This is a genomic window from Leisingera aquaemixtae (assembly GCF_006740765.1).
In the GTDB taxonomy this organism is placed as follows: Bacteria; Pseudomonadota; Alphaproteobacteria; order Rhodobacterales; family Rhodobacteraceae; genus Leisingera; species Leisingera aquaemixtae.
On record NZ_CP041159.1, the window covers coordinates 2,989,436 to 3,001,957 of the forward strand.

16 protein-coding genes are annotated in these 12,522 nt (G+C 64.1%); 5 read left to right on the forward strand and 11 right to left on the reverse strand.

What is annotated here, in order from left to right; translation table 11 throughout:
- Positions 1-4 precede the first annotated feature (4 nt).
- The 5 genes from R2C4_RS16325 to folK form a co-directional block, all read right to left on the reverse strand.
- Positions 5-751 carry a pyridoxine 5'-phosphate synthase gene (locus R2C4_RS16325; protein ID WP_141891441.1) on the reverse strand — a complete coding sequence of 249 codons (747 nt, stop codon included), beginning with the start codon at positions 749-751 and terminating at the stop codon, positions 5-7.
- A gap of 106 nt (positions 752-857) precedes the next feature.
- Complete coding sequence (locus R2C4_RS16330) at positions 858-1,499, reverse strand: DUF2062 domain-containing protein (RefSeq protein ID WP_058286499.1); 642 nt, start codon at positions 1,497-1,499, stop codon at positions 858-860.
- A gap of 42 nt (positions 1,500-1,541) precedes the next feature.
- Positions 1,542-3,677 (reverse strand): RelA/SpoT family protein, encoded by a 2,136-nt coding sequence (locus tag R2C4_RS16335; RefSeq protein WP_058286498.1) that lies wholly within the window; start codon positions 3,675-3,677, stop codon positions 1,542-1,544.
- A gap of 38 nt (positions 3,678-3,715) precedes the next feature.
- Positions 3,716-4,069, reverse strand: coding sequence for a DNA-directed RNA polymerase subunit omega (gene rpoZ, locus R2C4_RS16340; protein ID WP_058286497.1), 354 nt, complete (start codon positions 4,067-4,069; stop codon positions 3,716-3,718).
- Between the two features lie 94 nt (positions 4,070-4,163).
- Entirely contained in the window at positions 4,164-4,733 is a 570-nt protein-coding gene (gene folK, locus R2C4_RS16345; protein WP_141891442.1) for a 2-amino-4-hydroxy-6-hydroxymethyldihydropteridine diphosphokinase, read from the reverse strand.
- A gap of 137 nt (positions 4,734-4,870) precedes the next feature.
- On the opposite strand from folK, the gene R2C4_RS16350 reads away from it, so the two are divergent.
- Positions 4,871-5,440 (forward strand): LabA-like NYN domain-containing protein, encoded by a 570-nt coding sequence (locus R2C4_RS16350; RefSeq protein ID WP_008555764.1) that lies wholly within the window; start codon positions 4,871-4,873, stop codon positions 5,438-5,440.
- Positions 5,441-5,505: 65 nt separating this feature from the next.
- On the opposite strand, the gene R2C4_RS16355 is transcribed toward R2C4_RS16350, so the two are convergent.
- Positions 5,506-5,967 carry a c-type cytochrome gene (locus R2C4_RS16355; RefSeq protein ID WP_141891443.1) on the reverse strand — a complete coding sequence of 154 codons (462 nt, stop codon included), beginning with the start codon at positions 5,965-5,967 and terminating at the stop codon, positions 5,506-5,508.
- 142 nt (positions 5,968-6,109) lie between these two features.
- Here R2C4_RS16355 and ispH point away from each other — a divergent pair, with 142 nt between their 5' ends.
- The 4 genes from ispH (at position 6,110) to R2C4_RS16375 (ending at position 8,977) form a co-directional block, all read left to right on the forward strand.
- Positions 6,110-7,060: a 4-hydroxy-3-methylbut-2-enyl diphosphate reductase gene (gene ispH, locus R2C4_RS16360; RefSeq protein WP_141891444.1), complete on the forward strand. Its 951-nt coding sequence runs from the start codon at positions 6,110-6,112 to the stop codon at positions 7,058-7,060.
- A 220-nt stretch (positions 7,061-7,280) separates the two neighbouring features.
- On the forward strand, positions 7,281-7,880 hold the full coding sequence (locus R2C4_RS16365) for a class I SAM-dependent DNA methyltransferase (protein WP_141891445.1): 600 nt from the start codon (positions 7,281-7,283) through the stop codon (positions 7,878-7,880).
- The gene (gene rnhA / locus R2C4_RS16370) at positions 7,873-8,337 is read left to right on the forward strand and encodes a ribonuclease HI (RefSeq protein WP_141891446.1); all 465 of its coding nucleotides are present in this window, start codon (positions 7,873-7,875) and stop codon (positions 8,335-8,337) included. The genes R2C4_RS16365 and rnhA overlap by 8 nt, the downstream gene beginning before the upstream one ends.
- A 16-nt stretch (positions 8,338-8,353) precedes the next feature.
- Positions 8,354-8,977, forward strand: a complete 624-nt coding sequence (locus R2C4_RS16375; RefSeq protein ID WP_141891447.1) for a trimeric intracellular cation channel family protein — start codon at positions 8,354-8,356, stop codon at positions 8,975-8,977.
- A 6-nt stretch (positions 8,978-8,983) separates the two neighbouring features.
- On the opposite strand, the gene R2C4_RS16380 is transcribed toward R2C4_RS16375, so the two are convergent.
- The 5 genes from R2C4_RS16380 to def (R2C4_RS16400) all read right to left on the reverse strand — a co-directional run bounded on the left by R2C4_RS16380 (position 8,984) and on the right by def (R2C4_RS16400) (position 12,458).
- On the reverse strand, positions 8,984-9,976 hold the full coding sequence (locus tag R2C4_RS16380; RefSeq protein ID WP_141891448.1) for a glycosyltransferase family 2 protein: 993 nt from the start codon (positions 9,974-9,976) through the stop codon (positions 8,984-8,986).
- A gap of 130 nt (positions 9,977-10,106) precedes the next feature.
- A complete protein-coding gene (locus R2C4_RS16385) occupies positions 10,107-10,343 on the reverse strand; it encodes a GlsB/YeaQ/YmgE family stress response membrane protein (RefSeq protein WP_058286488.1) in 237 nt (78 codons plus the stop codon).
- 12 nt (positions 10,344-10,355) lie between these two features.
- On the reverse strand, positions 10,356-11,261 hold the full coding sequence (fmt, locus tag R2C4_RS16390) for a methionyl-tRNA formyltransferase (RefSeq protein WP_141891449.1): 906 nt from the start codon (positions 11,259-11,261) through the stop codon (positions 10,356-10,358).
- 166 nt (positions 11,262-11,427) lie between these two features.
- Positions 11,428-11,925 carry a peptide deformylase gene (gene def / locus R2C4_RS16395; protein ID WP_141891450.1) on the reverse strand — a complete coding sequence of 166 codons (498 nt, stop codon included), beginning with the start codon at positions 11,923-11,925 and terminating at the stop codon, positions 11,428-11,430.
- A 14-nt stretch (positions 11,926-11,939) separates the two neighbouring features.
- On the reverse strand, positions 11,940-12,458 hold the full coding sequence (gene def, locus R2C4_RS16400; RefSeq protein ID WP_208764497.1) for a peptide deformylase: 519 nt from the start codon (positions 12,456-12,458) through the stop codon (positions 11,940-11,942).
- Positions 12,459-12,522: the final 64 nt, after the last annotated feature.

Here is a 12,522-nt window from a genome sequence, read left to right on the forward strand (position 1 = left end):
CCCGTCACCCCCGCGCTTCATCCATCAGGCGGCGCATCTCCTGCACCGCCGGGGTCAGGCCGCGAAAGATCGCTTCGCCGATCAGGAAGTGGCCGATGTTCAGTTCCTTCACCTCCGGAAAGGCCGCAACCGGCTGCACGGTCTCATAGGTGAGGCCATGGCCCGCATGCACCTCCAGCCCCAGCGAATGGGCATAGGCAGACATCTCCCGCAGGGCCTCCAGCTCGCGGTCGCGCTCTGCAAGCTTGCCCTCGGCGTGGAAGTCGCAATAGGCGCCGGTGTGCAGTTCGATCACCTCGGCCCCGATCCGGTGCGCAGCCTCGATCTGCTTGCGGTCGGCAGCAATGAAGATCGACACCCGGCAGCCCGCCGCGCGCAGCGGCGCGATGTAATGCGCCAGGCGGTTTTCCTCGCGCGCCACTTCCAGCCCGCCCTCGGTGGTGCGCTCCTCGCGCTTTTCCGGCACGATGCAGACCGCGTGCGGCTTGTGGCGCAGGGCGATCTTCTGCATTTCCTCCGTCGCCGCCATTTCGAAGTTCAGCGGCACGCTCAGCGCGTCCATCAGCCCGTCGATGTCAGCGTCGGTGATGTGGCGGCGGTCTTCGCGCAGGTGGGCGGTGATGCCGTCTGCGCCTGCCTCCTCCGCCAGCTTTGCGGCGCGGACCGGGTCCGGATAAGCGCCGCCGCGGGCATTGCGCACGGTGGCGACATGGTCGATGTTCACGCCCAGGCGCAGTTGGTTCTGTGTCATGAGAGGTCTCTCATCCGTCTGAAGTAAAAGCCTTGAGCCAAAGACTAGACAGACGGCGGGCAAGAGCAACCCTGCAAGCGATAATGGTACAATCCGGCAGCGCGGCTCAGGAGCCGGTGCTGACTTCGGCACGCTGCTTGATCGCCTCGAACTTGGCCTTGATCTTGGCCCGGCGGCGCTGCTGATAAACGCGGATCACCGGCAGGCTGAGCATATAGCAGACCGTGGCGCTGATGATGCCCGGGATGATGCCGCCGATCATGTAGGGATAAAACACCTCGTTATAGAACAGGTGCAGCCCCTGCCAGTCGGCGGGCTTGTCCATGAACAGCGCAAACAGGTTGTCCTTCAGGTCGGCGCCCGCGGCCAGAAACTTGCCCGCCAGAGACTTGTCGACTTCCTCGTCGAACTCGGTGCCCAAGAGCCAATGACCGGTTTGCAGGCTGGCGACCCCGATCGGCACGTAGGTCAGCGGGTTGCCAAAGAAGGTGGCGCTGAGCGAGGCCAGGATATTGCCGTTCATCAGCCGCGCGATGATCGCCGCCACCAGGAAATGCATGCCGTAAAAAGGCGTGAAGGTGGTGAATACCCCGGCCCAGATCCCGCGGGCGATGCGCTCGGGCGAATCGGGCAGCCGCCGCACCCGGTGTTTCACGTACAGGAAGGCCCGGCCCCAGCCGCCGCGCGGCCAGACGAAGTCCGCCAGCGCCCGGAGGGGCGAACGTCTGTCCCGGCGCCTGAATACCAAAGCTGTCCGTCCTTCCCAGTTCCGGCTCAGAGTTTCAGCGGCTTACCCCGGAAAATGGCGTTCTTCCGGCTTGTTCCGGAACCGCGCCACCGCGGCAACATCGCTTTCCGCCTCAAGCGTCAGCATCAGCGAGTGCAGCTGCTCCACATCCCGCAGCTCCACATTGATCATAAGCCGGTAAAAGTCTGGTTTCCTGTCAACAAATTCAAGGTCCGAGATATTGGCCTTTTTCTCGCCGATCAATGTGCAAATGCGCCCCAGCACCCCGGCATCATTGCCGATGGTCAGTTCCAGCGTGGTGCCATAAGCTGCCGGATGGGTGCCGCTGTGCCAATGCACGTCCATCCAGCGCTCCGGCTGGTCCTCGAACTCGCCCAGCTTGTCGCAGTCGGCGGCATGCACCACCACGCCGCGGCCGCGGTAGGTGATGCCGATGATGCGCTCGCCCGGCAGCGGCTGGCAGCAGGGCGCGCGCTCAAAGCTCTGCCCCGGTTCCAGGCCGATCACCGCCCGGCGGGGTGAGATTTCGTCGCCATCGCCGGAGGTGGTCAGTTCAGGATAGACCGACTGCACCACATCATGCGCGGTGATCTCGGCCGCGCCCAGCCGTGCAAGCAGCTCGTTCACGCCGCTGGCGCGCAGCGCGCGGGCCGCGGTTTCCAGCGCCTTGTCCGTCGCCTTCTTGCCAACATGCTCAAACGCCGAACGCGCAAGTTCATGCCCCAGCTTCACAAACCGCGCCCGATCAGCTTCGCGCAGGGCGCGGCGGATGGATGTGCGGGCCTTGCCGGTGGTGGCGATCTCCAGCCAGCTGACCTGCGGGGTCTGGCCCTCGGCGGTGATCACATCTACCGATTGGCCGTTGCGCAGCCGGGTCCACAGCGGCACCCGGATCCCGTCCACCTTGGCCCCGACGCAGGCATGGCCGATGCGGGTGTGAATGGCATAGGCAAAGTCGATCGGCGTCGCGCCCTTGGGCAGCTTGATCACGTCGCCCTTGGGAGTGAAGCAGAACACCTGATCCGAATACATCTCAAGCTTCACGGCTTCGAGGAATTCGTCGTGATCGTCCTCGGCGTCAAACTGTTCAGTCAGCGAGGCAATCCACTTGGCCGGATCGACGGCAAAGGGGTTTTCCGAGCGCACCCCGTCGCGGTAGGACCAATGCGCCGCAACGCCGGTTTCGGCCACATCGTGCATCTGGCGGGTGCGGATCTGCACCTCAACCCGCTTGCCGTCGCGGCCCGACACCGTGGTGTGGATTGAACGGTAGCCGTTGGATTTCGGCTGGCTGATATAGTCCTTGAAGCGGCCCGGCACGGCCCGCCAGCGCTGATGAATGGCACCCAGCGCACGGTAGGCGTCTTCTTCGGATCCGGTGATCACCCGGAAACCGTAGATGTCCGACAGCCGCGAGAAGCCCTGATCCTTGGCCTGCATCTTGCGCCAGATCGAATAGGGTTTCTTGGCACGGCCAAACACCTCCGCCTCGATCCCGGCCTTCTCCAGCTCCAGCCGCATGTCGCCGGTGATCCGGTGGATCACGTCGCCGGTTTCGCGCTGCAGGGTCACAAAGCGGCGGATGATCGACTGCCGCCCTTCCGGGTTCAGCACGCGGAAGGCCAGATCCTCCAGCTCCTCGCGCATCCACTGCATCCCCATGCGGCCCGCCAGCGGCGCATAGATATCCATGGTCTCGCGCGCCTTCTGGGCCTGCTTCTCGGGGCGCATCGCCTTGATGGTGCGCATGTTGTGCAGACGGTCGGCAAGCTTCACCAGGATCACCCGCAGATCCTTGGACATCGCCATGAACAGCTTGCGGAAGTTTTCAGCCTGCTTGGTCTCGCGGCTGCTGAGCTGCAGGTTGGTCAGCTTGGTGACGCCATCGACCAGCATCGCCACCTCGCCGCCAAAACGGCGGGCGACTTCTTCGTAGTTCGCCTTGGTGTCTTCGATGGTGTCATGCAGCAGCGCGGTGATGATGGTTGCATCATCCAGCCGCTGTTCAGTCAGGATCGCGGCCACCGCCACAGGATGCGTGAAATAGGGCTCGCCCGAGTGGCGGAACTGCCCCTCATGCATCTTCTCGCCAAAGGCATAAGCCTCTGCGATCCGTGCTGCATTGGTCTTGGGGTTGTAGTTGCGGACCAGAGCAATCAGGTCGTCAGGGGATATCATGTCCGGTCCGCAGCCTCAAAATTCTCGGAACGCGCGCCTCAGCCCTGGCCCTGGGCCTCCATCAGCGCGCGCAGCAGTTTCTCTTCCGACATGTCGTCTTCAGCGGGCTTGTCGTGGTCCGCGCCCATCAGCAGAGCCATGGAATCCTCTTCCGGCTCGTCAACCTCGATCTGGGTCTGGTTGCTCTCGATCAGACGCTCGCGCAGCTCGTCCGCGCTCTGGGTCTCTTCGGCGATCTCGCGCAGGGACACAACCGGGTTCTTGTCGTTGTCACGCTCGACAGTGATCGGGGCACCAGCCGAGATTTCGCGGGCACGGTGCGCAGCCAGCATCACCAGCTCAAAGCGGTTGGGCACTTTATCGACGCAATCTTCAACCGTCACGCGGGCCATCAGCGACTCTCCAATTCAATTCCTGGTCCAGAAGGCAGACTTCTACGCCCAAATCTTTCTCTTGACAAGGGCGGAAAACACCGCATCGCGCGCGCTACAGAGGGCACACTTCAGCCGCCTCTTCCGGCGGCAGTTCCGCCAGCATTTCGGACGCGGTTTTCTGCAAGACCGGGTGGCGCCAGCGCGGCGCGATGTCTTGCAGCGGCACCAGCACAAAGACGCGGTCCTGGATGCGCGGATGCGGCAGGATGATCTGCCCCGGCGCCTCCTGCATCTGGCGTTCCAGCGGCAGCCCCTGCCAGCGGCGGTATCCTGCTGCATCCGGCAGCACCGCGCCGCCGTGGTCCAGCAGATCCAGATCCAGCGTGCGCATTCCCCAGCGCTGTTCCCGCACCCGGGCAAACTGCGCCTCGATCTCATGCAGACGTGCCAGCAGGGCATCAGCGGACAGAGAAGTTTCCACCGCGACAGCGGCGTTTACATAATCCGGGCCGGCACCGGCCGGAAAACAGGGCGTGCGAAAGAACCGCGAGACGCTGCGCAGCCTGATACCCTCAGCCTGCAAAGCGGCGATGGCCTTTGACAATGTGACTTCCGGCGCACTAGCGTCAGCAGGCAGGTTACCGCCAAGTGCGATCAGCGACAGTTTCCGGTTTCCGGCCATTTTTGACCCTATTTCAGAATGGCAGTATACTTGCGGCAGATGACAAATAACTTACATTAAGTCCACCCGTTTCGCCGTTTTCAAGCTCACACTCACGGAACTCAAGGCTGAGGCGGATATACCGGAAGGAACATTTGATGTTTTACAAAGACGAACGGCTTGCGCTGTTCATAGACGGGTCGAATCTGTACGCCGCGGCCAAGGCGCTCGGGTTTGACATCGACTATAAGCTTCTGCGGCAGGAATTCATGCGCCGCGGCAAGTTGCTGCGCGCCTTTTATTACACCGCTCTGCTGGAAAATGACGAGTATTCGCCGATCAGGCCGCTGGTGGACTGGCTGCATTACAACGGCTTCACCATGGTCACCAAACCGGCCAAGGAATACACCGACAGCCTGGGCCGCCGCAAAGTCAAAGGCAACATGGATATCGAATTGACCGTCGATGCCATGGAGCTGGCGCCGCGTGTGGACCATATCGTGCTGTTCTCGGGCGATGGGGACTTCCGCCCGCTGATTGCCAGCCTCCAGCGCCAGGGCGTGCGGGTTTCGGTGGTGTCTACCATCCGCAGCCAGCCGCCGATGATCTCTGACGACCTGCGCCGCCAGGCCGATAATTTCATCGAGCTGGAAGAGCTGCGCGACGTGATCGGCCGCCCGCCGCGCGAGCAGAGCGACCAGCGTTCGGCAACGGTCGCGCACGGTTGAGCGCAAGCAGCCGCCTGATACCCGGAGCGAGGCGCCTGATGGGGCGGCGCCTTCTCCGGACCTGATCAGTTGTCTGCTTGGCTGTTTATCTGGTTGTGGCGGGCAATCACTTCCGCTGGCCAGCGGCTCTTGATGTAGGCCAGCACTGCCAGCATTTCCTCCTCCGTCAGCACACCGGCGAAGCCGCCCATGCGGCTGCGGTAGCCGTTGCCGACCACCTCCGCAACGCCGCGCCGTGTGATGTCCAGCAGCTGCGCGTCCGGGTGATGCCAGGTGTGGCCGCTTTCGTCCTGCGGCGGCGCCGGCAGGTAGCCCTCGCTGTCCCGGTCCTGCCAATCGGGCTCGCCTTGCAGGTCCGCTCCGTGGCAGCTGGCGCATTGGTCCAGATACACCGCCTGGCCCAAGGCCACGGCTTCCGGATCCTGATAGGGCAGGATCCCGGCGGCCTGCGGGCCGCTCTCCGCCAGCCAGTAATACCCGGCCGCCGCCAACCCGGCCGCAGCGGTAACGGCAACCACCTTCTTCATGCCGGCCCCATGCCTGTTGCTGTCCACGGCGGGCTTTTGCCGCCTTCCCCCGCGGGAACCTCCAATCACAAACCTGTGAGACCGCCCGGGCACTGGACCTCGCCGCCTGAACCGCTTACCTCTGGCGCCCAAGGAGACGCCCATGACCAAGCCAGCCCTGACCCTCTACCTCGCAGCGCCGCGCGGCTTTTGCGCCGGAGTGGACCGCGCCATCAAGATCGTCGAAATGGCGATCGGCAAATGGGGGGCGCCGGTCTATGTGCGCCATGAAATCGTGCACAACAAATTCGTGGTCGATTCCTTGCGCGAAAAAGGCGCGCTGTTTGTCGAGGAGCTGGACGAATGCCCCGACGACCGGCCGGTGATCTTCTCCGCCCACGGGGTGCCGAAATCGGTGCCCGCCGCGGCTGAGGCGCGCGAGATGATCTACGTCGATGCCACCTGCCCGCTGGTCTCCAAAGTGCATATCGAGGCCCAGCGCCATGCCGAGGCCGGTTTGCAGATGATCATGATCGGCCACAAGGGCCACCCGGAAACCATCGGCACCATGGGCCAGCTGCCTGAAGGCGAGGTTCTGCTGGTCGAAACCGCAGCGGATGTGGCAACGGTTGAGGTGCGCGACCCGGACCGTCTGGCCTATGTTACCCAGACCACCCTGTCGGTCGATGACACCAAGGGCATCGTTGCGGCGCTGGAAGAGCGTTTCCCGAACATCATCGGCCCGCACAAGGAAGATATCTGCTATGCCACCACCAACCGCCAGGAGGCGGTGAAATCGGTGGCGCCCAAGTCGGACGCCCTGCTGGTGGTCGGCGCGCCGAACTCCTCGAACTCCCGCCGGCTGGTTGAGGTCGGCGCCAAAAACGGCTGTGCGTACGCCCAGCTGGTGCAGCGCGCCGAAAACATCGACTGGCGCGCGCTGGAAGGCATCCGCTCCATTGCGATCACCGCCGGCGCCTCTGCCCCGGAACTGCTGGTGAACGAGGTGATCGACGCCTTCCGGGAGCGGTACGACGTGACGGTTGAGGTGGTTGAGACCGCGGTCGAAACGGTGGAATTCAAAGTCCCCCGCGTCCTGCGGCAGCCTGCGTGACTTCTCTGCGGGCGGCCAATCCGGTTACAGAAAACGCACCCGCCGCGGGCTAATCGTGCTACGCCTTAGTCCGCGGGCATTTTTTGGAGCCGTTTTCATGATCACCCAGCACTTTCTGATCACTGCATTTTTAGTCATCCTCTCCCCCGTCACGGGCGTCATCCGAATGCTGGCGCCGGAACGCGCCTGAACCGGCCCTTTCACAGAGCGGAGGCGGGAGATGAGCGACCGGAAAACCCTGCAAGTCTACGCGGAAGCAGCGCAGGCCTATGCCGGCGGCTTTGCCCGGGCCGACGACAGTTTTCACGATCCGGATTTCGCGGCCTTCACTGCCCGGCTGCCAGCCGGCGCCCGCATTCTGGATCTGGGCTGCGGTCCGGGCCATTGGGCCGCCCGTTTCAAGGAAATGGGGTTCACGGTTTCCGCCATGGATGCCTCGCCCGAGATGGCGGACCTGGCGAAATCCGGTTTCGGGATCGAGGTTGAGGTCGCCACCTTCGAAGCAGTGAGAGGTAAAGGCCCTTTCGATGGCATCTGGGCCAACTTCAGCTTGCTGCACGCGCCGCGGGCTGGCCTGCCCGGACATCTGGCGCAGGTTCATCGCGCCTTGAACCCCGGTGGTATCTTCCATATTGGCATGAAGCTCGGAGACGGCGAAGGGCGTGACAAGCTGGGACGTTTCTATGCCTATTACAGCGAGGATGAATTGAATAATCTGCTTCAAGACGCGGGCTTCACCGTCACCCGGACCCGCCGCGGCAATGGCCAGGGCCTGGCCGGCGGCGTTGAAACCTACGTGATCCTGACCGCCCATGCCTGAACTGTTTGCTTATACCGACGGCGCCTGTTCCGGAAATCCCGGCCCCGGCGGCTGGGGCGTTCTGCTGCGCGCCATGGACGGTGACTCCATCGTCAAGGAAAAGGAACTGAGCGGCGGCGAGGGTGAGACCACCAACAACCGGATGGAACTGCTGGCCGCGATCAATGCGCTGGAAAGCCTGGCGCGGCCCTCCACGATCACCGTGGTCACCGATTCCGCCTATGTGAAGAACGGCGTCACCGGCTGGATCTTCGGCTGGAAGAAGAACGGCTGGAAAACCTCGAACAAGAAGCCGGTGAAAAACGTCGAGCTGTGGCAGCGGCTGGACGAGGCCCAGCGGCGCCATAAGGTAACCTGGGAATGGGTCAAGGGCCACGCAGGCCATCCCGAGAACGAACGCGCCGATGAACTGGCGCGCGCCGGCATGGCGCCATTCAAGAAAAAGAAAGGCGCCTGATGCACGGGGCCGCCGCATGAACTTTCTGACCCTGCTCGATTACGCCTCGGTGCTGATCTTCGCCCTGACCGGGGCGCTGGTTGCCAGCCGGGCACAGCTCGACATCGTAGGCTTTGCCTTCGTGGCCTGCCTGACGGCGGTTGGCGGCGGCACGGTGCGGGATCTGCTGCTGAACCGGGACCCGGTGTTCTGGATCGGTGACCCCAACTACATCCTGCTCGCAGCCGCCGCCGCGGTGACGGTGTTCTTTACTGCGCATCTGGTGGAAAGCCGGATGCGCTGGGTGATCTGGCTGGACAGTTTCGCCCTGGCGATTGCGGTGCCCGCGGGCACCGGTGCAGCGATTGCGCTGGGAAAGGAGCCGGTGATCGTTGTGCTGATGGGCATGGCGACCGGCTCGCTGGGCGGGCTGATGCGCGATGTGGTCTGCAACGAGGTGCCGCTGGTCCTGAAACAGGGCGAGCTGTACATCACCTGCGCGATGGCCGGTGCAATCACCGCCGTGCTGGCAATGTCCGCGGGGCTTGAGCTGCGGTTTGCCCTGCTCGCCTGCGCTGGCGTCTGCTGGACCCTGCGCGCGGGCTCCATCCTGTTCGGCTGGCACCTGCCCGTCTACAAAAGCCGCCCGCCCCGCAGCTGAGCCGGTTCAGGCGTTTTTGCGGCTCTCCTCCATGGCTTTCAGAAACGCCTGCCCCTCATCGCTGATCCGGGCCTTGCGGCCGCGGCGGCGGTGCCAGATCTGCGCCATTTCATGGTATTCCCGCAAGCTGGCATCGCGCAGCAGGTCTTCCTTGATCTCCAGCGCGGCAGCAAAATTGTCCGCCAGCCGCCGGTCCTCCTCCTCGTTCCGGTCGAACTTGTGCCAGTAGCCGGGTTCGATGGAGGCGGTGAAATGATTGGCCCGGCCGCGGGCCTTCTTGTTCAGGAACCCGTCGCGCGAGCGCAGCGCGTAATGGTTGAGCTGCGCAGCGGAGTATCCGTAGCTGCCGCGCACATACAGCACGCCCTCCAGCTCATTCTGCGGCAGGCGGGTGCCGTCGGCCAGCTGCCAGTTCACATCCTCCGGCGCAACCGCCAGGAAGGGGCGGTGAACGCCCATCCGCTCAAACTTCCCGTTGTTGCGGAAAGCCGTCTTGAAGAACCGGTGCTCATCCGCCTGGCCTTCCTCCGGTTCGGCCCGGACAAAGGCCTGCGGCACCGCAGGATGGTCCGCGGTCCCCACGCCTGCATTGCCGAAGATCCGCCAGACAAATGAAACCGCGTCCGCGTCCTGCCGCTCAGCCAGCAAGCCTGGCAGCGTGCCGTCCGCGGTATTGATCTGCAGAAATTCGTCGACATCCACCACCAGCACCCAGTCGGCCCCGGCCACCTTGGGCTCATACTCGGCCCACATCAGCGCGCTTTTGTGCGGCCCGCGCCGCATCACCCGGTTGAAGCGGTGCTCCACCACCCCCATCCGGTGCAGGCAGCGCAAGATGTGGTCGGTAGGGTCCGAGCAGTCGTTGGTGAACACCACGAAATCGCTGACACCGATGGATTTATAGTGGCAGATCCAATCGAGGATATAGGCGCCCTCGTCCTTCATGGTGGTCACGACCACCACATTCGGCGTGCCGCTGCGGCCAGTGTCCTGTGTCATTTTCTGATGCTCTCTGCCTCGGGTCCCGCCGCTTTTGGCTGCGGTTGCGTTATCTTATCCAACAAGATCCTCTGCGCAGCAGGAATTGCGCTTTCCCGCTCCGGCTGTGTCCCGCGCGCCTCAGCCCCGGTTATCTGGCGGTATAGCGCTGCCAGAGCCAGATCAGCACAAGCGCGCCCAGCACCGCGCCGATGAAACCGGCCATGAAGCCCATAACCGCAAGCAGGCCGCGCAGTACCAGCCCGCCCAGCAGCGCCCCGGCCATACCGATGCAGACCGTGGTGATAATGTCCGTTTCCAGACGCATCAGCCGGGTGGCCAGGAAGCCAGCCGCGGCACCGATAATGATCAGGGCAATGATGGGCATGCCGGCCTCCGGTTACAGGCGGCTGCCCTTCGGAACCGGGAAGCCGCGCAGGAATACATCCGGATCCTGCGCACTTTTGCCTGCCCGTTGCAAGCGCAACAGCTGCACCGCACCAGTGCCGCAGGCAATGGTCAGGGCTTCGTCCAGCACCTCGCCGGGCGCGCCCTGCCCCTCTGCCAGCTTTGATGCAAGCAGCTTGACCCGCTGGCCTTCGATCTCGCACCAGGCGCCGGGGAAGGGCGACAGGCCGCGGATCTTGCGGTCCACCTCCGCCGCCGGACGGGACCAGTCGACCTGTGCCTCCGCCTTGTCGATCTTTTCGGCGTAGGTGACGCCCTCTTCGGGCTGCACCTCGGGTGCCAGCTCCGGCAGGCGCCGCAGGGCCTCGACGATCAGACCCGCGCCCATTCCGGACAGCCGGTCGTGCAGCTGGGCGGTGGTTTCCTCGGCCCCGATCGCAGTGGCCTCGCGCAGCAGCACCGGGCCGGTGTCCAGCCCCGCCTCCATCTGCATGATGCAGATGCCGGTTTCGGCATCGCCCGCCATGATCGCCCGGTGAATGGGCGCAGCACCGCGCCAGCGCGGCAGCAGGCTCGCGTGGATGTTCAGGCAGCCGTGCTGCGGCGCATCCAGAATGGCCTGCGGCAGGATCAGCCCGTAGGCCACGACCACGGCGACATCCGCGTTCAGCGCCGCAAACGCCGCCTGTTCCTGCGCGCCTTTCAGCGAGACCGGGTGGCGCACCTCCAGCCCCAAGGCCGCGGCGCGGGCGTGGACGGGGGCCGGACGGTCCTTCTTGCCGCGGCCCGCAGGCCGGGGCGGCTGGCAATAGACGGCGGCAATGTCATGCCCGGCCTCCACCAGCGCGTCCAGCACCGGCACCGAGAAGTCAGGCGTTCCCATGAAAATAATACGCATCGGCGTTCCCGTCCCTGCCCCGCTGCCGTGCCGCACATCCGGCGGGGCCTGCCTGCGTCAACGCAGGTTCGCGCCCGGTCCCGGAATGGGCCTTTCGCGCCCGCCCTTGGGGGCGGGGCCGGGCGCGAACCGGGCCGCAAGCGGCCCGGAAGTTCAAACTCCAGCCTTAGCCGGTCAGCTTCTTCGCCTTGCGGATCAGCATGTCGCGCTTCACCTTGCTCAGATGGTCGAAATACATCCTGCCGTTCAGATGGTCGATCTGGTGCTGCACCGAGGTCGCCTCGATCCCCACGAAATCCTTGCGGTCGATCATGCCCTGTTCGTTCAAGTAACGGACAGTCACGGCGCGCGGGCGTTTGATCTTGGCCGACACACCCGGCAGGTTCGGGCTGGCCTCGTCATGCTCGCGCAGCTCGATCGAGGCATGCAGGATCTCAGGATTTGCCAGCTTCACCGCACGACCGCGCTCGGTGGAGCCGTCCACCACCGCCAGCCGCAGCATCACGCCGATCTGGTTGGCGGCCAGGCCCACGCCCGGCATCGCCTCCATGGTATCCACCATATCATTCCAGATTTCGCGGATCTCATCGGTGATCTCTGTCACCTCATCAGCCTTGGTGCGCAGGCGCTTGTCAGGCCACGGCAGGCAGGTGCGGACGGTCATGTCTGTAAGATTCCTCAGGCGCGGGCGCGTTCGCGCTTCAGCTTCTGCATCTTGCGGGTGATCATCTGGCGCTTGAGCGGCTTCAGGTAATCGATGAACAGCTTGCCGTTCAGATGGTCGATCTCATGCTGCACGCAGGTCGCCCACAGCCCGTCAAACGCCTCGCGCTGCGCATTGCCGTCGCGGTCCATCCATTCGACATCCACCACCTTGGGGCGGATCACCTCGGCATACTGATCCGGGATCGACAGGCAGCCTTCCTCGTAAACGTTGGTTTCGTCCGAGGAGGAGATGATTTCCGGGTTGAACATCACCAGCGGGCGCGGGTCGCCGTCCTCTTCCTTGACGCAGTCCAGCACGATCAGCCGCTGCAGGATACCGACCTGCGGCGCCGCCAGGCCGATGCCGGGGGCTGCATACATGGTTTCCAGCATGTCATCCGCCAGCACGCGCAACTCATCGCTGAGGTCCGGCACTGCCGCGCAGACCTTTTTCAGGCGGGGATCGGGATGGATCAGGATCTGTCGTTTCATGCGCTTCATGTATGCGATCAGCCGCGCCATCGCAACGCCCCCTTGCGCCTGCCGCTGCAGCGAT